Below are 22,044 nucleotides of genomic sequence, written 5' to 3' on the forward strand. Positions count from 1 at the left end.
GAGGGACCGCGCCTCGACCATGCATCGCACTCCAGTTGTCGATCAGGATCGCCTTGCCTGGCTGATCCATCACGACCTCATCTGGAACGAAGCGCGAAGGCTCCTCCGCCAAGAGTTCTCGTACGAGGCGTGCTTCGGCATTGTCCGGCTCCAGGAACAACGAGTCCCATCGAAAGATGCTGCCGTGTCGCATCCGAAGCAGAAACATCCTTCCGTCCAATCTCCGCCGTGGGCGCAGCAGTGCTCGGTCAATCAATCCGATGGGCGTCAAGCGAGCGATCTCGCGCTGATGTACGACATGAGTCACGACGTCCGGGCTTCCGACGACGCAACGCAGAATCAGGTACCTGGGAGGAACAGCCCAATGAGCCAGATCCGTATGCAGCGGCAGCCGAGAGAGCGCGTAGTTACCGCCGTATGTGTTCAGTGGCTTGGTTCCAGGGGCTGTAGTCGTCAATGTGTCAACCGACGCGCAGACCCGGGCTCCAATCACGTCTGCCAGCCCACGCGCTAGCTCAAGCGTTGATACGCCTACGTCAATCCGCCCAAGATCGACGTATCCACGTTCCGACAGCTGGTTGGCCAAGTTCATCTGCCGCTCAGTGCCGTGAGTCCACGAATGGGCCAGTGCCGTCCAAAGACTCATCTCGGGAGGCGCGCGCTTGGTCTTGAGAGCCATCGCCAAACATGTGCTCGTTCAGGCCGCCGATCACTTCAGCCAGCCGCTCCTGGCGGCCGAAGATGCGCACCGCTTGCGCCAGGCCGCCGAGTTGCGAGAAGGGATGGAAGGCGAACTGGTCGAGTGAGAACTCGGCGTCGGGTCCGGTGTAGTGGTCGGCATTCGCGCGGAACTGGTGACCGATCATGCGCAGCCAGGACTCTTCACCAGCACCGAGGTCAGTGCGCTGCAACAGCCAGGCCTCGAAGCGCGCGCCCAGCTCGGCGGCTCGCTGCTCCGATGCTTCGGGGAAGACCATGTTCCCGTTCTCGTCGACGGTGACCCACTCGCGGGTTGTGGGGTCGATGTGGTCGTCGATGTCCAGGGCCAGCAGGCGCCGAGGTTCGTACTTCTTACGCTTCACCGAATCGCGCATTACGCCGCCCACTGCGAAGTCGTCGTCATCGCCGTGGTAGTCCGAGACGCCGACGAAGTCGAACATCGTGAAGGTGGGCTTGTTGCGTGCCTTGCGCGTGCCGCGACCGCGCATCTGCTGGTACAAGATGGCCGATCGCGTGAAGCGAGCAAAGACCAGGCTGACCACCTCGGGGCAGTCGAAGCCGGTGTCGAGCATGTTCACCGACACCAGGATCTGCGGAAACGGCTCCTTCTTGAAGCGGCGGATCTTGCTCATGCCGTCGACCGTGTCATCGGCGCCCTGGCCGCTCACCACGTAGTCGGCGAAGCGCACGTCGGGCGACGGCTTGAGGTGCGCGAACTCCGCGTCGAAGAGCCGCGCCAGGGTCTCGGCGTGCTTCTTGGTGACGGCGAAGACGATCGCCTTGCCCAGCAGCGGCTTGCGCAGCACGCCTTTGGCATCGATGTAGCCCTGGTCGAGCACCTGGCGGTACTCGCGCACGATGGCGCGGTTGCGCTCAGGGATCGTGAAACGGCGCTCCAGCGCGGACGGGTCGACGGTGATCGCTTCCTTGTCGCCGAACAGCTTTTCAAGTTCGGCACGGGTCTCCGCGTCCATGGCTGACCAGTCGAGCTCGGCCTTCTTGACCTCGAAGCCACCCTCGGCGGCGGTCTTGACCGTCTGGGCCTTGTAGATCTGGTACGGCACCAGGTAGCCATCGCGGATGGCTGTCTTGAGCTTGTACGAGAACGTGGGCGCGTCGACCTCGAAGAAGCGCAGCGTGTCGCGCACGAAGGCCTTGTCTTCATCATCGCCGCCACTGTCAGGATCGGTCACGCATGGCGTTGCCGTGAGGCCGACCTGCACGCCATCGAAGTGCCGCAGCACGCCGCTCCACTGGCCGTAGATGCTGCGGTGGCACTCGTCGCTGATGACCAGGTCGAAGTAGCCGCTGGAGTAATCGGCGTACAGGTTCACCATGCTCTGCAGCGTAGTGATGGTGATGCGCTTCTCGTCCTGAAAGCGCCGGCCCGCGCGCAGCACATAGGCCGGGTAATCCGGCAGATGTTCGGCGAAGGCGTCTTCGGTCTGCTTGGCCAGCGGGATGCGGTCGACCAGGAACAGCACGCGGGTGATCGCGTTGGCCTCGAACAAGCGCTTGATGAATGCTGCGGCCGTGCGCGTCTTGCCGGTGCCGGTGGCCATCTCGACCAACAGCTTGCGCCGCCCCAGGCCGATCTCTCGGCACAGGGTGTCGATGCACTCGATCTGATAGTCACGCTCGACGATGCGGCGGTCGATGACCACGCTCGCTGGGTCGCGGCGCACTGTCAGCGTGGCGATGCGGCGCTCCAGGTCGTCCTGCTTGAAGATCGTCTTCACGGGCCGCGGATAGGCCTCGCGCTGCCACTCCCAGAACAGCACCTCATTGCCATTGCATAGGAAGGCATAAGGCACACCGTGCTGCTGGGCGTAGGCTTTAGCCTGCGCCGCTGCATCGCCCGGGCTCACCGAGTAGCGCTTGGCTTCGATCACGGCCAGCGAGCGGCCGTGGCGGTCGCACAGCACGTAGTCGGCACGCGTGCCGTCAGGCAGTTGAACTTCGAATCGAACGGCGTTGGTGTCGAGCACGTCCCAGCCCTGGGCCGCGAGCAGTGCGTCGATCTTCACGCGGGCGAAAGCTTCGTTAGTCATGCGGACGTGCTCTTGAGGAATCCGATACGGCCCGGGCATGGCCAGCCTTGCTTGTTCTTATGGGGATTCAGCGTTGCATCGTACGTATCTCGCTTGAATGTCTTGCCGCAGGTCGTGCAGGCAAACGTGTACGTCAACCCAACACCGCGGAGTGGCCTCGTCGCCAGTGCGCCGCCAGGTCGGCGCACTGGTGGGAATCGAGGCGGCGAAAACGACGAGACGGTAGCAGGCTGCCGGTCGATAGACGGTACAGTCAGTGGACCGGAATCGGTCAACTCGACCACATAGCGTGGCTTGAATGCTTGACGGGAGACGGTTGCCGAACTAATGCGATCGAGCCTGTAGCTTCGGGACTCGCCGGTGTCAGCCTTCACTCCGAATAACAGCAGGTGCCCGGCACTCGTGCGCCGTACGGAATACGGTTCAATCGTCGGCGCCGTGCGCTCGCCGTTTGCCTTGGTGTAGTCCAGTTGCACGCATAGCCGGTTAGCTGCGGCAAAGCGGATCGTCTCCAGCGAGCTGGCCGCGGCACCCCAGGGTTGAACCATGGGCGGCAAGCGCCACCCGGTGTCCATGGTCTCCCGCCCGAAGGCAGTGACCGGCACGGCGGCAAAGGTCGGCGCAGCAATGGCTTCGTTCAGCCATTCGAAGACCTCCGGCAGTTCCTGCCAGAACTCCTGGAATGGCGGGCAGGTAGGCAACTGGTGGGCGAGCATCTGCTCCCACTCCACCTCGATGGCCGTGCGCTCGGGCCGACCGGCGAGTGCCGCGTAGGTCGGCACCGTAATGCCCTTGAACTCGCATTTGCGGGCGAGCGTGCTGCGGACGACGGCACGGTCCGGCTGCAGGTCTTGACGACGGTAGAGGTGCACCACGTCGTACAGGTCGCGTGGCCGTTGGCGCTCGGCCAGGGCACGCATCTTCTCGGCGAAGACCTCCTCGAACGAGTAGCTGAGGGCGTGAATCCCTTCGCCCGGGAGGTCAGTGTACGGGTGATGGACGGGACGCCGCACCGGCGTCAGGACCAGCACTTCGTCGGCAGCCAGGTCGAGCTTGATGCGCGGTGGATCGCCCGCGCGGCCGAGCGGCCCACGATACCCGACGCGCCCTTGCGCTGACTGGCTGCCCCGGGGGTTGGTGAAGACTTCGAACTTTCGCGCTTCGGGCGGAAGCTGAAGGCCGCACACGTCGTAGACCCAGTCGCCGACCTCCTCAAAGACCTCGGCGAGGAAACCTTCGTCCAGGTGTTCGGCGTCCTGTAGCGTGAAGTCCAGGTCTTCGGAGAAGCGGTAGGTCTCGAAGTAGCACTTCTTCAGGCAGGTGCCGCCCTTGAACACCCAGCGAGGGCCGATGACAGGGTGCGCCGTGATGCCGGCCAGGAACCAACCGAGGGCGTAGTCCTTCTCGACCACATGGGCCTGCAGCTGCAGCTCGGCCGCCAAGGCCATGATCTCCTGCTTCGGGATCACGGCTGCACCTCGCGCGCCTCAGTGGCCGGCACCCATACGCGCCAGGCCGTTGCGAGCCGGTCCGCGGGTAAGGCGGGGTCGAGTTTGGCATAACCGGCAGAGAGGTTCTGCCGGCACAGCTCAATGAGGGCGCCTTGATCAGGGTGATCTCTCTGCAGCAGGAATCCCAGCCGCTTGAAGACAGAGCCGATGCCGAGCTTGCCGGCATAGACGCCCAATTTGGCCGCCTCCTTCGGCTGGTCACGCAAGAGGCTTCCCACCATTTCGACCAAGTGTCGAATGCCGCCCGCCAATGTCGGGTCGGCCAGCATGTCGATCACAGTGCGCGCGGGGTCCGAGACGTGCATTCGTGTGCCACCGCGCCACACGGTCTTGAGGCCGATGAAGTTGGCCGCCGCAACAGTGTGAAGCTCGAAGCGCGCCTTGCGCAGCACCGGATTGCGATTGCGCGGGCGCTTGGTGGTCATCACGCAGAGCGAGCCAAAGATCTGCTCGGTAAGGCCCCAGTGCTCTGCGGCGGACCAGCCACCGATGTAGCAAGGGGAGAACATCGCGGTGGCGACTGACCACGAGTCCTCCAGTGCGATGTCAGCTGACGCCGACTCGATCGGCACCGGCACGTACGCGCCGCGCCTGACGCGCGCCAGCCATCCGGCGCGGCACCAGGCCGCCAGCCTGCGTGCCGCAGCAGTGTGCGTCATGCCGAGCGTGCTAGCGGCTTCGCCTGCCGTCAGCACGGAAGGGCTATCGCGCAGCAGTTGGCTGAGCTGTTCGCGGGACATGGCACTGAGGCCGGAGGGCTTCATGCGCTACATCTTAAGCGAATCAACGTGTCTCTTGGCGATCTTATTGCTCTTGAAATGTAGTGAAACGTGTGTTTGACATCCCTAGCACCAGCGTCAATGCAACTGCCGGCAGACGAGTAGCAGCTCTATGGGGAACAGTGGACATCCCAATTCTGCGGGGATGAATGACTGAGATCAGTCTCTGTCATTCGTCACGCGCCACCCACTGCCAATCTCTCCCATAGCTGGCGGCATTGCAACCTCCTGGCAGGCTTGGATTGGAATCGACGGCGGGTTTGAATCAGATTTGGTGGCGTCTTTGAACCGGAGCACGTGGGTGTTTGATCAGAATACGCAGTTGGGTTAGGCAGTCACTCAAAGCGGCTGGTAGCGCAAGGGCAAAGCCCGCGCAGTGCTGGCGCACCACCAGCCTGCGCCCACGGTGTCGCCGGCACTGTCCACCGGCAAGGAGCTACTAGCCGGGTATCGTCTGCCGCATTCCGCATTGCCCCAGTCCATGCGTGAACGATGCCAAACGCCTGAAGGCCGCGCAGTCCGTGCGTGCAAAAAACAAAAAGGGGGCGGCGAAGGCGCGTCAGCGCCTGGAGCCGCAGACATGGTGGAGAGCACAGGAAGCTGCCGCTGCGGCGCCGTCATGGCGTCACATGTGACGCCCGTCACGGTCGTTACGCCGTGACGCTCGCCGTGACGATTTCCGTGACGGTCGGCGCAGCAGCGTCACGCGTGACGGGCGCCGTAACGGCACCCTCCGAGTCTGCTGACCCGGCCAGCTTGGCGAACCGTTGCCGCTCGCGATACCGGCGCACGCTCTCTGCATGAGCAGCCGCCTCTATTTAAAAAACCCCCTCTCCCCCCTTAAATAAGGTATGGATGGCGAATGCTATCACGCAAAGAAAGGGGGCGCGATGGCCCCCCAGCACAAGGTCAGCAAATCCGCAGGATCAGCGCCCCTTGTCCTGACCTGAGCGCTTGCCACGTTCTGGCACTTTGACAGGCTGGGTCGATACAGGACCTTGCGCAGGTTGCACCCCTGGTACAGCCTGATGCTCCCGCACTCCGACGCGCTGTTCAAGGGATGCGCGTCGGTCGGCTTCGACCAGCCCGGCATCCTCATGGATTCGCCTTGCTTCGGCATCCGCACTTCTCGCACCCGAAGATCTCGCCGGCGCTTTCCTCTGTGCGTCCATGACGATCTTCTGCAAATCGGCATTGGCAACCTCGATCCCGAGGCGCACTGCCTCACGCGCCGCTCGCTCCCGAAACTCGCTGCTCCCGGTAATGTCCACTTTCCCGCCATACTTCTGCGCCGCAATCCGCAGGGCCGCTTCCAGGCTGTCATCCGTCTTGTCGTGCATGACGATACGCGGGCCGGTGTCGGTAAACGCCTCGAGCCCATCCTGCTTGCGGTAAATCACCATCTGTCGGCGCTGGTCGACCTCGGCTTGCAATGCGGCCACGGTGAGCTTGCGCAATGGGTCGAGTTCTTCCCCCTCAATGCCGTCGATGCCTTGGCTCTTCTTGCGCTGGTCGCGGTATCGAATCCCGCGCAGGGCGGCCCTGGCCGCTTCATCCCCAGCCTCGGCCTGCCGATCCAGCCAGGTGCGCCACACCTCGGACCGCGGCACCTTGGCCGTGAGCGCCTTGCGCTCTGCCGCCTGGCGCTTTTGCAGTTGCTCGCGCCGCTTGGCGGCCTCCATGGCCCAAAGGGATTGCGCCATGTTGTGTGAAAGACCGGACGCCTTCGCCTTCGCGATGGCGTCCGGCTTCTCCAGACGCAGCGCTGCAGTCAGCGCCTTGCGTTGCATCCCATGCCTGGACACCATCATCTGCCGCATCACAGGTCGCTCCCGGCGCAAGAGCTCCTGATCCACTTTAAAGCGTGCGGCCAGTTCTCTGCGGGCAACCTGGCGTTCGACACGCCGCGTCGTGCGTTCCGCAGATTCCGCACGCACATTCGGTCTCTGCCCGGTGCCCTGCGCCATGTCGGCATCCAGAACGCGCTGATACGTCAGACTCGGCGCCGGCAGTCGCGCACCCGGTGGCTGATACGGCCCGAGCCTCTTTTCCAATTCGGCCTTGCTTGCCCAACGCCCCATCTGGGACGCCTTGGCGGCCAGAACACGGCCGTCATCCAGCGTCGTGGTGACGATCATTCCAGAGCCTTTGGGCTGGATCGTGACGCCGTAATCCGCCGCTGCCCGATGCAAGTCGTCCCACGTCGCCCCAGGGTTGGCCAGCGTCGCCTTGATCGGCTTGGCCGGTGTAGACGCCACCCATTCCTGAAACGACTGCGCGCCCGCGTTGCGGTGCTCGGCGGCGCTGGCAGCATTTGACAATCGCGGGCCCTCGGCGCCCTTGAGCATGCCGCGCTCTGCGCGTTCCCTGCGCGACATAAACCGCACCTCCGCTCCGTCCATGCCCTCAATGGTCACGAACACCCCGTGATCGGCCTGCCACCCCTGCATCAGCTCGATCTCGCGCGCTGCCTTGTGCATCCTGATTTTCGAGAACGCGGGAATCTCGGCCATGCGGCCATCATCCCGAATGCGGTTGATGACCAGGTGCAGGTGATCATGGTCCGTGTCATGGTGCAAGGCCCATGCCGCTTGATTGCCGCCCATGTCCATCGCGTTCATCATGTACTCGCAGGCCGCTTGGGCCTGTGCCGGCGTGGGATGCTCGCCGTCTTTCCACGACATGACCAGGTGGAACACCGGATTTCCGCCGCGCCCGCCATTGCTCCGGTACTCGTCCTCCCGCCCGTTCATCTCCCAGCCGAGTTCTTCGGCCAGTCCGGGCGCGTCGGAGCGGATCGCGTCATAGTTGACAACGCCGAAGTCAATTTCGGCATTTGGATCATCTGCGCGCATCACATAGTCAAGAACAGGCGAGAAGCCAATGCTTCGGCCTGCTTTCAAGGTCACTTGCTTGGGGATCATGGTTTGGTCAGTCGACGGGCCGCCTCATCCACCCGTTGAAGGGCGGCATGAAAGGCGGCGGTCTGCTCTGGTGTCCACGTCGCAGGTGGCTTGCGCAGGAAATTCCGCAGCATCTGCCCGATCCGGCGCAGTTCCGCCACACCCTGCGCATCGATAGCCGCCCGCGGCGGGCCGCTGTGTGCGATCAAGTGCCGGATGTAGGCGCTGCGGCTGATCCCGGCCAACGCGGCATGCACGTGCACGCTGGCGGCCAGTTCAGCAGAAACCCGCGTTGCCAGAATCCGGCCCGCTTCTGCAGGCGAGCTCACGCGTCACCTGTCACAGACCGGTAGAAGGCCCGCGAGATCGACCAGGCCATGAAAAGCCCGCCAGTCACGAAGCCGACGACACCACCGGCGAAGGCAATGCCGCAAGCGGCGAAAACGCTGGCCCAGCGGCCGGAAAGGGTCGTTGAGGCGACTCCAACGGCTACGGCGATCGTAATGGCGACAAGCGCGCCAACGAGCACAACAGGAGTGCGCGGCGACGCGAGGGAACTGCGACGGCGGTGTGTCATTTGAAGCTCCTGGTGTTCTTGATGGGGTGGCTCGACTGCGCATCCTTGATCTGCTGCACGAGCATGGCGTTCTGGTTCTGAAGGGCCGTTATCTCGTGACTGTCTTTGACATACACGTGAACCAGCAGGCCCATCAGCGCAGCACAAACGACACTTCCAACGAATGCCCAGAACACAGAAAAGCCGTCCTTGGCGGCCTTCCTCAGACTGTCGACCACGTCGTAGTGCTGATGCACATTCACGCTCAGGTTGGGCTGAACATGCACCGCCACAGCGCGCCCGATGCGGTCGAAATCCAACGGTTCAGGCGGCGTGACTTGGGGGGTTGGCGGCGTTGATGCCAGCACTGCACTTGGCAATCGGGCGATTGCTTTGTGCGTGTCGTCCACGCGGGAAATCACCTCCACCATGCCTGTTCTCACCGCCGTCAGGACTGCATCCATGTCCCGGTGTGCGTCCCCATCGGCTTTCACAGTCTCTGTATTTCGCGCTGCCTCGCGCGTCATGGCCCGCCAGTCGGCGGCCCAGATTGACGCCAGCGCAGCCCACAAACCGGCGTGCTGCGGCGCGTCTTCGCCAATCAGTCCGCCCGAAGTCACGGCGTCAATGTGCGCACGCGCCGATGCCTGTGCGAGTTCAGAGATCGGGCCACGGAGTGCGCCTTTGTAGGCATCCTCTGCGTAGCTCATGACGCCTCCCCTGCGGTGGCAACCGGGTCAGTTGACGCGGCGGCGCGCTTTTTTCGAGGGGCTTTGGTGGCCTGTCCCTTGTGGATCAGGCGCGCATCAAGAAGCGCCTGCTGCACGATTTCGGGGGCGACGCCGACATCGGCGGCGAGCGCATTGACCACGATTCGCAGCGAAGTCCCTTCGCGCAAAAGCATGTCAATCTCGTGATGCAGCGCACCGATGTGCGCACGGGCGCGCTGTTCCGGCGTGCCGGTTCGCGCTGTCAGAAGTTCATCGAACTTGCTCATTGCAACTCCTTGGGTGTTGGAAACATGCCAACACTACGGAGCTGCAACGCAGCCTCAAAACGCGCATCAGATGCGCACGATCACCGACGACAAGCGAAGCGCGGAATCCGGTCTTTGATCTCGGGTGTCGGGCGAAGCCTGACCAGTCTGGGGCGGGAAACATGCGGCGCAAGCCAAAATGTTTACACGCTCCACATCCTGCACAGAAAACCTTTGACCCCTTTCGACGGTTTCGATGTCCGCCGCTGCGCATCACTTCAGGCATCGGAAACACAAGCCGTCCGCACGTCCTCGCGCACGTCCGGTGTGGCGAGTTTGTCCAGATAGTCCGCCCATGCCTGCATCATCTCAACACGCTTCGGCCAGTGCTGCGTGCGGTTGTACGCGGCACCCAGGCTGCCTTGCTTGACGTGCGAAAGCTGTTCCTCGATCACATCCCAGTCGTATTCGAGAACTTCATCCAGGATCGTTCTTGCCATCGCCCGGAAACCATGAACGGTCATTAAATCCACGTCATAACCAAGGCTCTTGAGCGCGGCATTGAGCGTGCCGGAACTCATGCACTTCTCGCGCTTCCTGACACTCGGGAACACATAGTCGCCACGCGAAAGGAGTCGGGCTTCCCGCAGCAACGCGACGGATTGACGCGCCAAAGGAACCCGGTGTTCTTTGCTCATTTTCATGAATTCGGCGGGGATGGAAACTTCGGGACGCTCGGCGTCGAGCTTCACCCATGCCCACTTCATCTGCCGCAATTCGCCCTGGCGGAGGAACACCAGCGGGGCCAATTGCAAGGCGATCCGGGTGACAAACCCGCCGCGATAGGCATTGATGCTGCGCATGAGTTGCGCCACGTCCAGCGGGTCAGTCAGTGCAGCAAGGTGCTTGCCTCTGGATGGCGTCAGTGCGCCGCGAAGGGCAGTGGTCGGATCGATCTCGGCACGCCCGGTTGACACGGCGTAGCGCATGACCTGTGAGCAGACATCTTTGACCCGGTGTGCAGTTTCAATCGTTCCCCGCGCCTCGATTTTGCGCAGCACGGCCAGCACATCGGGCGCCTTGAGACTGGCAACCTGTGCAGCGCCGATGTGCGGAAAGACGAACTTCTCCAGCCGCTGCATCAACCTGACTGCGTGGGACGGTTGCCATTGGACGCTCATCCGGCGATGCCATTCGCGCGCAACGATCTCGAAACTGTTTTCGGTGTCTGGCGGCAGACCCTTGCGCACTTTGCGCGCGCCGCTCGGATCGATTCCGTCAAGCAGACTGACGCGCATCCGGTCACGTTCTTCGCGCGCGGCCCGGATGCCTTTGTCGGGGAACTTGCCTAGCGAAAGCAGCTTTTCCTTGCCGTCGACCAGGTATCTGAATCGCCAGACCTTGGCGCCAGTCGGTGACACCCAAAGATGGAGTCCACCCCCATCATAGAGCTTGTAGGGCTTCTCCAGGGGCACGGCATTTCTGCACTTCATGTCATTGAGCATTGGGGTATTTCCTTTCGGACGGCACGATACCCCATGCACGATACCCCGTGATCCCGCGAAACAACGGCGAACAACGGAGGCTTAAGAAGGCAAAGAAAAAGCCGTAACCCTCTGATTTCTTAGAAGATTACGGCTTATTTGGAACAATCCAAAACAAGGTGTTGGTGGAGCCGGGGGGAATTCCATGCACGTCAACAAAACGTAGCATAAAAATAACAACCAATCAACAAGGGATCAATATTTCTCTCGTGTTTTCAGATAGTTGTCCCTTCTAAATACCCATAATATCAACAAGGGTAAACAGAGCATTAACAAGCAATCAACTTGTCAGAGTAAGATCGGGAGTAAGAACTGATGGCGTTCTTACGCGCGACATCGGTACGGGTAAACCCTTTATTCTTGTTAGGTTCCCAACTGCGGAACTGAACCCGCGTCCCACACATTCTGATCCTGCTTTGCAGATCTTCAACAAACTTTCCGCTCGCCAGGTTGCTGGTCTTCCCGCTGGGTTCCACAGCGACGGCGGCAACCTCTACATCCGAGTCAAAGAATCCGGTGCTCGATCCTGGGTGTTCCGATACCGGGCTGAAGGGAAGGTGCGAGAGATCGGCCTTGGCCCTGTGCATGCCCGTAGCCTCGCCCAGGCCCGCGAAATTGCCGCCAAGATGCGCAACGCACTGCTTGACAGCGCCGACCCTGCTGGTGTTCTGGCACACCGACCAAAATCAACGGCGTCGTCGTTCAAGGCCGTTGCCACGGATCTGATCGAAGCAAAAACGGCAGGCTGGACGAACCAGAAGCACGCTTGGCAGTGGACGAACAGCCTGGAGAAATTCGTCTACCCCAAAATCGGCGCTCTGGATGTCTCTGTTGTCGATACCGATCAGGTGCTCGACGTTCTCAAAGCAATCTGGGCTGACAAACACGAAACAGCGACCCGCGTGCGCCAGCGCATCGAAGCCGTGCTGGACGCGGCGAAAGCGCGGAAGCTGCGCATCGGCGAGAACCCGGCTCGCTGGAAAGGGCATCTGGACAAATTACTCGCAGCCATTCTGAAGTCGCAACGGGTTGAACATCATCCCGCCATGCCATGGCAGGAGTTGCCGGCATTCATCGCCCAACTTCAAGCACGCGATGCTGTCGCCGCCCGAGCCCTGGAATTCCTCATCCTCAACGCCAACCGCACTGGCGAGGTCATCGGAGCGCAGTGGTGCGAAATCAACCTGGATTCCGGCCTGTGGCTCATTCCAGCCCCACGCATGAAAACTAAGCGTGAGCACCGCGTTCCATTATCCAAGCGCAGCCTGGAGATTCTTGCGTCACTCAAGGGTCTGGATGACGAGTTTGTCTTCCCTGGTGGCCAAATCAAAAGGCCGATCAGTAATCAGGCCATGAACGCGCTGATGGACCGCATGAAATGTACCGACGTGTCGGTTCATGGTTTCCGCTCCACGTTCCGGGACTGGGTGTCCGAAGCGACCAACTTCAACCCCGAACTCGCTGAAATGGCTCTAGCGCACACGATCAGCAATAAAGTTGAGGCTGCCTACCGGCGCGGCGACCTTCTTGAAAAACGCAAGGAGCTGATGAAAGCGTGGGCAGAGTACGCCCTTTCAGCCGTTGGCCGCTCTCTTAAGAAACTCACCTCAAGTGGTTGATGGGCAAGGTATTGTTCAGGCAGTCTGGGGCATGGCGACGAGTTGCATGCCGAGCTTGCTGGCGCGCTGGGACAGTTGGCGCAGTACGCGCTCGCGGTATCTCTCTTCGTAATAGGCCTGGCCTTGGTCGGTGTATTCCTCGCCCTTGGTCAGCATCGTGTAGATGAGCCGCGCGAGCTTGTGGGCGGCGGCCGCGACGGCCTTGGGTTTGTCCATGCGCGCGCACATGCGCCTGAAGTACGCCCCTAGCGCCGACTGGCTGGTGCGCAGTGCGGCCGCCGCGAGTCGCAGCGCCTGCGCTGCGCGGTTGGCGCAGCGTTTGGTCTTGCCGCTCATCACCTTGCCGCCCGTGATCTTGGTGCCTGGACACAGGCCCATCCAGCTCGCAAAGTGCTTGTCACTGGGGAAGCGCGACATGTCCGCGCCGGTCTCGCTGATCACGGCCAACGCTGTGGTCACGTCGATGCCATCAATGCGCGTCAGGTCCACGCCGCACATCTTGAAGAGCTGCGTGCGCAGATCGAACTTCGGCGCGTTGCGGGCGCGGCCGCGCTTCTTGCCCTTGGCGGGTTCGCCGTCGTGAACCTGCAGGGTTTGCATCTGCTGCTCGATCTGCGTGTCGCATTCGGCAAGCTGCGTGCCGATGAAGTCGAAGGCGTCCAGCGCCTGCTTCAACGCGAACAAGTGCTCCGCCCGCCAGTTGCTGCCCTGCAGGCTCTTGGCGATCTCCTCGACACTGGCCTTCACGCGCACGTTCTTCATCGCACCCAGCACCTGGCCGTCGCGCTCGCCGGCGACGATGGCGCGCAGGATCTTCTGGCCCGTCTCGCCCACCACATCGGCAATCACGTTGGCGAGTTGCACGTTCATCTGCGTCAGCGCCTTTTGCATGTGCTGGACGTCGCGGCCCTGGCTCCTGAGCAGCATGGCGCGCTGGCGCCACAGCGAGCGCAGCACACAGACCTGCTCGGTCGGGCGGAACGCGCCGCTGAGCAGGCCATAGGTCATGAGCTGCTGCAGCCACTGGCAGTCGAGCACATCGGACTTGCGCCCCGACACATTCTTGACGTGCCGCGCGTTCACCAGCAGCACCGTGAAGCCGCGCGACTCCAGCAGCTCGAACAGCGGGATCCAGTACACGCCGGTGGATTCCATCGCGACGGTGTCGACCTTGCAGGCCTTGAGCCAGTCGGCGATGGCGTTGAGGTCGACCGTGAAGCTGGGGAACTCGCGTACCGGCTCGTCGTCGCGGTCCGGCGGTACGGCCACGAAGTGGGCTGCGCTGCCGATGTCGATGCCTGCGGCATTGGGGTGGGTGATCGTCAAGGCCGCTGCACGAGCCTTGACGGGCTTGGGGATGACGCTGCGATTGCGTTGAATCATGGCTTGCTCCATCATCGGTTGCGGAATGTGGTGCCGCCTCGGGTACGTCGTCTTGCTCACTCTCTTAAACGGGATATCGCCACGCCAGCTATGAACTGCCGCGACGATTCACCAATGTCGATGACGTCACCCAGGACCACGCTAACCCGCGGGCATTGCGCACCATGGCTACATCGGTCTTCCGCGGCACCGCATTCCACCTTGCCACAACCGGAGCACGCTGTGTTTCTTCGGCGCGATTTGCGGCAACGGGCCGATTACTTCGCTAACCATCCCTTTCCTGGCCCCCTGCCCTCGCGCGTCTGCAAAGAGCACCTGCCGCCGTTCAGTCGGCAATGCAGAACAGCGGGATGAACATCGGCGACGGATCGGGGCTCTTGTCGCCAACCAGCAGCGTGAAGCCGAGCTTTTGGTAGAAGTCCACAGCCAGCGGGTCGGCATCCAAGTACATACCGAAGCTGCCAACCTGGATTGCCACAGACTTCGTGAGTGCCAGCGCGTGTTTCATCAGTCTGGAGCCGAGTTGACGCCCTTTGTAGTTCTTGTCCACGCCCAGCATGACGAGCCTTGAGCATGGAATTTTTCGGGGCAATGACCCAAGCTGCAAGGCGGAGAGCGATGACACATCAATCATATGCTGAGCAATCGTGTAGAAGCCTACGAAGCTGTCCCCTTGCGCTGGGTCTGTCAGCACATAGGCCACGCTCAAGTTTTTCTTGGTCTGCGACTTCAGGCTGTTGTGCACGAACGAATTGATGACGGCGTGTTCGCAGTCGAACTGCTTTTGTCCTGCATAGATCAAGCCAGGGTCGTACCGCGAAAGTTCAACCGCCGCGCCCTGCTTCATTGCTGATTCGGAAAGTCGGGCAAGGTCATCAACGCTTTCATGGCCTTCGTTGGCTGTTGCGGATGCGTCAACAATCGGACCAAGGCTGCTTGGCCTTGCTTTGTCAACGTGATGCTGGCGTGCTCACTGAGTACCTTGCGGGCTTTTTCGATGGCAGGGCCAAGTACAAACGAGGTCAAGTCCAACCCATCCAACGCCGCGGCCTGACTGAGCATGTCTTTCATGTCGGCCGTGGTCTTGAATTCCATGCGGGCCTGGCGCAGATGCAGTGCAGTTGTTTCCATGGAGAAATTCCTCCGCTTTAGAGAGGAGTCTATTGTACGGCTGTTGCCCGTATGCGTCTATGTAGACTGCAGACAGAAAACAGCGGAAGCACCAATTCCTTCTTGCCCCTGCCTTTGCCTTGACGCCGCACCAGCGGCTGCCTTGCTTGTCGCTGAGCCCCCCATCACGCTTTGCGCCACCCCGGCATAAGCACATGCCGGGTGCGGTTCACGGATTCCTATTGTCCTTGCCGTGATTCGTGGGTGGTGCCAACGCACCCGGCTCCTATTCCCTGGAGCCCAGCATGCGCATCATCATCGCCGAAAAACCCTCTGTCGCCCAAGCCGTCGCTGGCGTGCTGGGCGGTGCCCGCAAGTCGGACGGTTTCATCGAATGCGCGGGGGCAACCCGTGTGACCTGGTGCTTCGGCCACCTGCTGGAGCAGGCCAGACCCGAGGACTACGTGGACGGCGGCAAGGTGCTCGCCTCGCATCTGCCCATCCTTCCTGATCACTGGAAGCTGTCACCGCGCGATGGTGGCGCTGGCAAACAGGTCAAGGTCATCCGCGATCTGCTCAAGGACGCCACCGAAGTCGTCAACGCTGGCGACGCCGACCGTGAGGGCCAGTTGCTGGTGGACGAAGTGCTGCTGCACCTGGGCTGGAAAGGCAAGACTTCGCGCCTGTGGTTGTCCAGCCTCGATGATGCCAGCGTGCGCAAGGCGTTGGCTGGCATCCAGAGCAACGACACCATGCGACCGCTTTACGAATCCGCCCTGGCTCGCCAACGTGCCGACTGGCTGATGGGCATGAATGGCTCCATCGCACTCAGCCGCAACCTGCAGGCCTGCGGCGTGCCCGGCGCCTGGAGCATCGGCCGGGTGCAGACCCCGACCCTGGCGCTGCTGGTGGATCGCAAGCGCGAGATCGAGCACTTCAAGGCCTGCGATTTTTATCAGGTCGTGGCGCACCTGGATGGTGGCATCAAGGCGGCATGGCAAGTGCCCGATGATTTTGTTGACGAAGACGGCCGGCTGCTGGACAAGGCCAAGGCCGACGAGACTGCGCGTCGGATCACCGGCAAGGCGGCCCGTGTCACGAAGTTCACGCGCAAGACGGGTGAGCGCGCCGCTCCCCTGCCCTACACCCTGGGCGGGCTTCAGAAAGCCGCCAGCAGCCGTTTCGGTCTGTCGGCCAAGGACACACTAGCTGCGGCGCAGGAACTGTACGAAGCCAAGATCACCACCTACCCGCGCACCGACTGTTCCTACTTGCCGATCGAGATGCACAGCAGTGCTGGTGGCATCCTCAAAGCAATTGGCAGCGAAGGCATTGCCGGGCTGGACCCGGCGCGCAAGCATGCAGCCTGGAATACCGGCAAGGTCGAGGCGCACCACGGCCTGATTCCGACTGGACAGAACCCTGATGCAGCCAGCCTCTCGGCCCATGCGAAGCGTGTCTTCGACCTGATCCGCGAGTCCTACATCCGCCTGTTCATGCCGCCCGAGACATTCGAGACGCGCGAGGCGCTGTTCGACATCGACGGGTTGGGCTTTCGTGCTGTGGCCCGGACAGTATTGGAGCCGGGCTGGACAAAGCTCGGTGGCAAGGATGACGACGAGAGGCAAGAGCAAGGCGAAGCTGCTGGCACGTTGCCTGAGCTGCGCGAGGGCGAGGCCCGCACCTGCGAGCGTGGTGGGGTCATCGGCAAGCGCACCACACCACCCAAGCCCTACACGGACGGCACGCTGATCGCGGCGATGACGGGCGTGCACAAACTGGTCACCGACCCGAAGCTCAAGGCGCGCCTCAAAGAAACGTCCGGCCTGGGCACCGAGGCGACACGGGCCTCGATGATCGAGGTGCTCATCACACGCGAGTACACCGAGCGCAGCAAAAAGGAAATCCACCCGACCGATCGCGGCGTGCAGCTCATCAACATGTTGCGCAAGGTCGTGCCGGAACTGGCCGATCCAGGCACCACGGCGCTGCAAGAGGACGCGCTGGCCGATATTGCGGCCGGGCGTGCGCCGCTGGCGGCCTTCATGGCCAGCCAGGTGCAGGCTGCGCGTGGGTTCACCCGCACGCTGCTGGATGGCAAGTTGACCGACACACAAATGGTGATGCACGCCTGCCCGGCCTGTGGTGGCGCACGCTGCGCGAGGCTGAAAAGCAAGGCGGGGAACGCCTATCACCGTTGCATGGATTGCCATGCAGCCTTTGGTGATGATGGCGGCAAACCGGGCAAACGCTTCGAGGACAAGGCGGCTGGTGATGCTGGGGCTGCGCAGAAAGCTGTCGCTTCTGCTGCGTCCGGCCCGCAATGCCCGGCCTGCAAGAAGCCGACTTTCAAGAACGAGACCAAGACCGGCAAGGCGTATTTCCGCTGCGGCGGGTGCAAGGGGGCTTGGTGGCCGGATCGGACAAGTGACAAGAAGCTGGGCAGCAAGTGGGAGGCGATGAAATGAAGGGCTTCAAAGACGTTGAAGAGTCCGCCTGGTTCATCGGCACCATGGCCGCTGTTGCGGTCATCGTATCGGCGGCCCTCATCGCATCGGTCTGGTACGGCATGCTTGGCGGGGCTGCGCGATGATGCCGGTCGCCCTTCTTCATCAGTGCGCTCCGCGGGTGGCAGAGGTCACCATGGCGGCCATCGTGCAACAGGAAAGTGGAGGTAACCCTCTGGCGATCCACGACAACACGACCGACCGGAGTTACCGGCCGGACAGCTTGTTCGAAGCTGTTGGCCTGGCGCGCAAGTTCATCGCCGCCGGGCACTCGGTTGACATGGGTATCGCACAGATCAACAGCGGCAATCTGCCGTCGCTGCACCTTGGTCTGCAGCAGGTGTTCGACCCATGCCTGAACCTGCAGGCCGCCCAAACGATCCTGCTTCGCGGATGGAAGCAATCGGGCGGCAGTTTGCGGGGCGCACTGTCGGCTTACAACACTGGGAATACTGAGTCAGCAGTCGGCGCACGCTACGCCGCTGGCGTGTTCTGGCAAGCAGGGGTTGTCGTGCCAAGCATCCCTGGCGGGAAGCTGGCACGGTGGACAACAGCGGATGCTTTGCACCAGGTGCGTGTTGCCGATGCTGCCCTGCCACCTGTGCGGCCAGTGATTACCTGGACACCGGCGGCCAGCCCATTATCTCCGGCCGAGGGTGTGCTGGCCGCAAGGTGGTAATCAAGCCAGACCTTTGAACGCTTTGAATACCTTGTCCATATCCATCGTGTCACTACCTGCCTCAACAAATACTCGGCACCTATATTCCCAGCGCCCGCCCGGCTCCCATTGCCGGACTTCATACTCGTCCGGACCGACCCAATGGAATCGAAGCGCATCGATTTCAGATTGCTGCGCAAGAGTTAACCCTGTTTTAATCGTGTGGTAAAAGATTTTAACTGTTTGTTTTTTGGGCACAGCCTTTGCTTTTGCCTTTGAATTCCGGGGCCGCACCTCATTGATTTGAGATGGTTTAACACCCAAGAACCCCATCAACTCATCCCAAACGCCAAGTGCTTGAGCACGCTCCGCAAATTCTCTGGAATACTCCGATCTCATATCTGTGATTTTTCGCTCGGAAATTCCAAGCCCCTCTTCCAAATCTTTGACGCTGTTCTCGAACAGCGCGAAATGTTTATCCGAGACACCCACCATCGTCAGTAATTCCATCACGCGCTCGCTGTCTTTGTTCGCAGCTTCTTGCATTTCTGTGGTTAAACTATCCACAATTTCTTTTGGAGTATCGTTGTCTTCATCACCAGCATTTTGCCCGGTGGTGCGCGATGGGATTGAGTAACTTTCAATTACCATCGCCGGCCGCACATATTTGGCAATGGCGAAGAAAAGGCTAACTTGATCGACGCTGTCACTGTCGGGGTGGTGTAGGTCGAAGTACCTTTCCTGCTTTTCTGTTTGCAACCGCTCAAGCACACGCGACACAATTTCGGATGCGCGATCCTCGGGATTAGAATAAAGGTGGCCGGCGTGCTTGAAAAATGCTGGCTGATTGCGCCAGTATCTTGCAGCCCGATTGGACATTTCTATAACAGCTTCAGCCGGCCATTCGCGCAGCGGGGTTTTGTGAAGATCGATGTCAGTGGTATTCATGATCAATAGTCCTTGGTGAAGTGGTCAAATGGTGAAGAATGATGAGAGCGCAAGCTCAGTCTGGCGGGGATCGCTTTTGCGTCGTTTAGCTGGCGGAACCGGAATAATCATGGAAATCGCTCGCGCAGCCCAAAGCCCTAGCATCAAAATCAAGTTGAGAAACTCAGCAATCATCCAGCCACCCTTAGACTTGATTTTCTTGGCGATCCGCTGCAGCGCCAATTCAGCGTGCCGCATGACGACAAGACCGCTGCGCGAGGCGGTTTTCTTCCCCTCAGAAAGCAAAAATGCAACCCGCCGCACTTCACGCCCCAAAAACCAGGTCTTGTTGAAAACTGTGTTTGAATTGCAGTTGTCTTTCCAATTACTGGCTGCCATGTAGTTCGGAGCACCCCGCAGAATCTCCTTGGCTCTCTGTTCGGCCGTGGGGCGGATGCGCTTGGTGGTGGTGCTGGTGGTCATGGTCAACTCCTGTTTAAGTGCCAGTGGCCACAATTTTCCCAACCGAAGTAATTACCTGCAACCTACAACGCATCATTAACAAACATCACCAGTAATCAAAAATCATTAACAAACTATCAACAAGGATCATCCTATAATGAGAAAAAATGACAATTTCAGAGCATGTCGGCGTCCTCACGCGATTAAAATTTTTTTGCAGCCGCGCAACAGTGGTTTGCGGCCATGTTCGATACCCCGGTATCAACAACAGGGGTATCGAAATGAGCGCGCACGAATCGACGACCAAAACGCGGCAGCTTGAGGCGCTGAAACGCGCGCTGGGCCAGCAAATCCTGGGGTTTTTGGATGACCCGGCCGTGGTGGAAATCATGTTGAATCCCGATGGCACGCTGTGGGTCGACCGGCTGGGCGCAGGGATGCAGAAGGTTGGCGAAGTGCCTGCAGTGCAGTCACTGACCATCGTCAACACAGTCGCGGCGATGCTTGAAACCACAGTCACCTCAGAAAACCCGATCCTTGAATGCGAGCTGCCGCTGGACTGCAGCCGGTTCGAAGCCCTGATCCCGCCCTTGGTGGAGCGGGCAAGTTTTGCCTTGCGCAAGAAGGCGTTGCTGGTGTTCACCCTGGACGATTACCTCCAAAAAGGCATCATGACCAGGGGCCAAAAGCAAGCCATCGAGGAAGCCGTTTCCGGACGGCAAAACATCCTTGTGAGTGGCGGCACCGGGTCTGGGAAGACTACGGCGGCCAACGCCATCCTCGATTGCGTGGCGCAGGTTGACCATGACCACCGCATCGTGGTCATCGAAGACACGCGCGAGTTGCAGGTGAACGCGCAGAACGTCGTCTTCCTGCGCACCAGCGACAACACCGACATGACCCGCCTGCTGCGCGCCACCATGCGCCTGCGCCCCGACCGCATCGTGGTCGGCGAGGTGCGCGACGGCTCGGCCCTGGCGCTGTTGAAGGCTTGGAATACCGGGCACCCGGGCGGAGTCGGCACCGTGCATGCCAACGACGCCAGCGCCGCGCTGATCCGCATCGGCCAGTTGATCCAGGAAGCGGGCGTGCCGCCCAACCCGGAGCTGATCGCCGAAGCGATCAATGTGGTCGTCTCCATCAAGCGCACCGCCACGGGCCGCAGGGTCGAAGAGGTCGCCGCCGTGCGCGGATGGTCGGCGTCAGGCGGCTTCCATGTCGAGCGTCTGGCTTGAAAGCTCGGCCTGCTGCAAAATCATCCTCATGCGCAACAGCAAGCTCGGCCTCCTGGCGTGCCACCTCAATGCCCCGGTCGGCCCTTGGGTCGAGCCGCAACACATCGCGCGTGCCCTGCGCGAGGGAAGCGTGGTCAACGTCCACGCCGGGGGGCGAACAGACGCGGTGAGGGGACTGTTGCTGACGCTGTTCACCGAAGCCGACCCCGCGCTGATCCTGGGTTGCGCCCGCGAAGCCGGGGCCGATCTGCAGAGCGTGAATCGTCTCTACGAAGAGGCCATCCACGATCATTTGCCGCGCGTCAAAGACTGGGAGCGGCTTGTCGCCGCGCGGACGTGACGGGCCTTATGCTGCCCGGACCTCGTTCAACAGATCAGGGTGCCGGTCGAGCACCTTGAGCAACTTCACCAGCGCCAAGGGTGGTCTGGTCTTCCCATTTTCGTAGCGTGAGAACGCATTGACGCCGCCCCCGAAGATTTCGGCGGCTTCGCGCTGGTCAAGGGCAAGCTTTTTGCGCACACGGACGATGAAGCCAGGGTCCACGATCGAGGCATTGACCTGCTTGTTGAATTCCAGCATCGCCGTACTGATTCTGGCCGATTCGGTCATGTCGAGGACGGCCTCTCCACAGGCCGGGCAGAAGTCGCCGGTCACTGCCGGAATGGTGGTCAGTTCCCCCTTGTAGGTGTACGGCAGATCGCGCGTGTCATGCACCAGTTCTGCCGCTGCACACATTGGACATTTCATGTTCATAGCTCCTTGAATGACACGATGAGCACCTCATCCATGACCGTCAGTTTCAGGTAGACCTCTCCGGCGAACGTCGTGGGTCGGTACACGTCCTGCCAGACCCTGTGGTCGGCGTGCGTGGTCATGCTCTTGTAGAAATCGCCAGCGGTCAGCGTCTTGACCACATGGACCATTGCCACGAAGTCAAAACCCATCGCGGCGCTGCCCGCCAGTGCCGACACGGTTGAACGCACCTTGCCCGCCTCGATCATGGCCTTGATGACCGACAGCTTGCAATGGGGCGTGCTTTTCTCCATCCGGCAATAATAACCTACTTGGTTATCCATGGCAAGCCGGTGCCGGTCGATTGTCC

General features: G+C 61.2%; 22 protein-coding genes. 6 read left to right on the forward strand and 16 right to left on the reverse strand.

All coding sequences use genetic code 11. From position 1 onward, the window contains the following. Positions 1 to 599 precede the first annotated feature (599 nt). From THIX_RS10785 to THIX_RS10825, 9 genes are all read right to left on the reverse strand, one after another. Entirely contained in the window at positions 600 to 2,771 is a 2,172-nt protein-coding gene (locus tag THIX_RS10785; RefSeq protein WP_112486240.1) for a DEAD/DEAH box helicase family protein, read from the reverse strand. Then, positions 2,768 to 4,240, reverse strand: a complete 1,473-nt coding sequence (locus tag THIX_RS10790) for a nucleotidyl transferase AbiEii/AbiGii toxin family protein (protein WP_146748509.1) — start codon at positions 4,238 to 4,240, stop codon at positions 2,768 to 2,770. The genes THIX_RS10785 and THIX_RS10790 overlap by 4 nt, the downstream gene beginning before the upstream one ends. Further along, the gene (locus THIX_RS10795) at positions 4,237 to 5,022 is read right to left on the reverse strand and encodes a type IV toxin-antitoxin system AbiEi family antitoxin domain-containing protein (protein WP_158540855.1); all 786 of its coding nucleotides are present in this window, start codon (positions 5,020 to 5,022) and stop codon (positions 4,237 to 4,239) included. Before THIX_RS10795 ends, THIX_RS10790 begins: the two co-directional genes overlap by 4 nt. A 965-nt stretch (positions 5,023 to 5,987) precedes the next feature. After that, a complete protein-coding gene (gene traI, locus THIX_RS10800) occupies positions 5,988 to 7,985 on the reverse strand; it encodes a TraI/MobA(P) family conjugative relaxase (RefSeq protein ID WP_112486243.1) in 1,998 nt (665 codons plus the stop codon). Further along, positions 7,982 to 8,293 carry a hypothetical protein gene (locus THIX_RS10805; RefSeq protein ID WP_112486244.1) on the reverse strand — a complete coding sequence of 104 codons (312 nt, stop codon included), beginning with the start codon at positions 8,291 to 8,293 and terminating at the stop codon, positions 7,982 to 7,984. The genes traI and THIX_RS10805 overlap by 4 nt, the downstream gene beginning before the upstream one ends. Then, on the reverse strand, positions 8,290 to 8,541 hold the full coding sequence (locus THIX_RS10810) for a hypothetical protein (RefSeq protein WP_146748510.1): 252 nt from the start codon (positions 8,539 to 8,541) through the stop codon (positions 8,290 to 8,292). Before THIX_RS10810 ends, THIX_RS10805 begins: the two co-directional genes overlap by 4 nt. After that, positions 8,538 to 9,230, reverse strand: coding sequence for a hypothetical protein (locus THIX_RS10815; protein ID WP_112486246.1), 693 nt, complete (start codon positions 9,228 to 9,230; stop codon positions 8,538 to 8,540). Before THIX_RS10815 ends, THIX_RS10810 begins: the two co-directional genes overlap by 4 nt. After that, the gene (locus tag THIX_RS10820) at positions 9,227 to 9,517 is read right to left on the reverse strand and encodes a hypothetical protein (protein WP_112486247.1); all 291 of its coding nucleotides are present in this window, start codon (positions 9,515 to 9,517) and stop codon (positions 9,227 to 9,229) included. The genes THIX_RS10815 and THIX_RS10820 overlap by 4 nt, the downstream gene beginning before the upstream one ends. A 257-nt stretch (positions 9,518 to 9,774) precedes the next feature. Then, positions 9,775 to 11,001: an integrase arm-type DNA-binding domain-containing protein gene (locus THIX_RS10825; protein ID WP_112486248.1), complete on the reverse strand. Its 1,227-nt coding sequence runs from the start codon at positions 10,999 to 11,001 to the stop codon at positions 9,775 to 9,777. A 455-nt stretch (positions 11,002 to 11,456) separates the two neighbouring features. Between THIX_RS10825 and THIX_RS10830 the strand changes: the two genes are divergently transcribed. Continuing rightward, positions 11,457 to 12,659 (forward strand): site-specific integrase, encoded by a 1,203-nt coding sequence (locus THIX_RS10830; protein ID WP_199195274.1) that lies wholly within the window; start codon positions 11,457 to 11,459, stop codon positions 12,657 to 12,659. A gap of 15 nt (positions 12,660 to 12,674) precedes the next feature. Here the strand turns inward: THIX_RS10830 and THIX_RS10835 are convergent, their stop codons facing one another. The 3 genes from THIX_RS10835 to THIX_RS10845 form a co-directional block, all read right to left on the reverse strand. Further along, positions 12,675 to 14,054, reverse strand: a complete 1,380-nt coding sequence (locus THIX_RS10835; protein ID WP_371413000.1) for an IS110 family transposase — start codon at positions 14,052 to 14,054, stop codon at positions 12,675 to 12,677. A gap of 313 nt (positions 14,055 to 14,367) precedes the next feature. Continuing rightward, on the reverse strand, positions 14,368 to 14,889 hold the full coding sequence (locus tag THIX_RS10840; protein WP_112486249.1) for a GNAT family N-acetyltransferase: 522 nt from the start codon (positions 14,887 to 14,889) through the stop codon (positions 14,368 to 14,370). Then, entirely contained in the window at positions 14,886 to 15,137 is a 252-nt protein-coding gene (locus THIX_RS10845; protein ID WP_158540856.1) for a DUF1778 domain-containing protein, read from the reverse strand. The genes THIX_RS10840 and THIX_RS10845 overlap by 4 nt, the downstream gene beginning before the upstream one ends. A gap of 320 nt (positions 15,138 to 15,457) precedes the next feature. On the opposite strand from THIX_RS10845, the gene THIX_RS10850 reads away from it, so the two are divergent. From THIX_RS10850 to THIX_RS10855, 3 genes are read left to right on the forward strand one after another with little or no spacing between them, the layout of a single operon-like run. Next, positions 15,458 to 17,620: a DNA topoisomerase 3 gene (locus THIX_RS10850; protein WP_112488307.1), complete on the forward strand. Its 2,163-nt coding sequence runs from the start codon at positions 15,458 to 15,460 to the stop codon at positions 17,618 to 17,620. After that, complete coding sequence (locus THIX_RS24595) at positions 17,617 to 17,745, forward strand: hypothetical protein (protein ID WP_256359974.1); 129 nt, start codon at positions 17,617 to 17,619, stop codon at positions 17,743 to 17,745. Before THIX_RS10850 ends, THIX_RS24595 begins: the two co-directional genes overlap by 4 nt. Next, a complete protein-coding gene (locus THIX_RS10855) occupies positions 17,745 to 18,338 on the forward strand; it encodes a lytic transglycosylase domain-containing protein (RefSeq protein WP_256360007.1) in 594 nt (197 codons plus the stop codon). Before THIX_RS24595 ends, THIX_RS10855 begins: the two co-directional genes overlap by 1 nt. Here THIX_RS10855 and THIX_RS10860 read toward each other — a convergent pair whose 3' ends face one another. Together THIX_RS10860 and THIX_RS10865 are read right to left on the reverse strand one after the other, a co-directional pair. Then, positions 18,339 to 19,265: a hypothetical protein gene (locus THIX_RS10860; protein ID WP_112486252.1), complete on the reverse strand. Its 927-nt coding sequence runs from the start codon at positions 19,263 to 19,265 to the stop codon at positions 18,339 to 18,341. Between the two features lie 24 nt (positions 19,266 to 19,289). Further along, positions 19,290 to 19,727, reverse strand: coding sequence for a hypothetical protein (locus THIX_RS10865; RefSeq protein WP_146748512.1), 438 nt, complete (start codon positions 19,725 to 19,727; stop codon positions 19,290 to 19,292). A 260-nt stretch (positions 19,728 to 19,987) separates the two neighbouring features. Here THIX_RS10865 and trbB point away from each other — a divergent pair, with 260 nt between their 5' ends. Both trbB and THIX_RS10875 read left to right on the forward strand, forming a co-directional pair. Next, complete coding sequence (gene trbB, locus THIX_RS10870) at positions 19,988 to 20,941, forward strand: P-type conjugative transfer ATPase TrbB (protein WP_112486254.1); 954 nt, start codon at positions 19,988 to 19,990, stop codon at positions 20,939 to 20,941. After that, positions 20,922 to 21,281: a hypothetical protein gene (locus THIX_RS10875; protein ID WP_233224514.1), complete on the forward strand. Its 360-nt coding sequence runs from the start codon at positions 20,922 to 20,924 to the stop codon at positions 21,279 to 21,281. The genes trbB and THIX_RS10875 overlap by 20 nt, the downstream gene beginning before the upstream one ends. 6 nt (positions 21,282 to 21,287) lie before the next feature. Here the strand turns inward: THIX_RS10875 and THIX_RS10880 are convergent, their stop codons facing one another. Together THIX_RS10880 and THIX_RS10885 are read right to left on the reverse strand one after the other, a co-directional pair. Further along, positions 21,288 to 21,689, reverse strand: coding sequence for a type II toxin-antitoxin system MqsA family antitoxin (locus THIX_RS10880; RefSeq protein WP_112486255.1), 402 nt, complete (start codon positions 21,687 to 21,689; stop codon positions 21,288 to 21,290). 2 nt (positions 21,690 to 21,691) lie between these two features. Further along, positions 21,692 to 21,988: a type II toxin-antitoxin system MqsR family toxin gene (locus THIX_RS10885; protein WP_112486256.1), complete on the reverse strand. Its 297-nt coding sequence runs from the start codon at positions 21,986 to 21,988 to the stop codon at positions 21,692 to 21,694. Positions 21,989 to 22,044: the final 56 nt, after the last annotated feature.

The organism is Thiomonas sp. X19 (genome assembly GCF_900089495.1).
Taxonomy (GTDB): Bacteria; Pseudomonadota; Gammaproteobacteria; order Burkholderiales; family Burkholderiaceae_C; genus Thiomonas_A.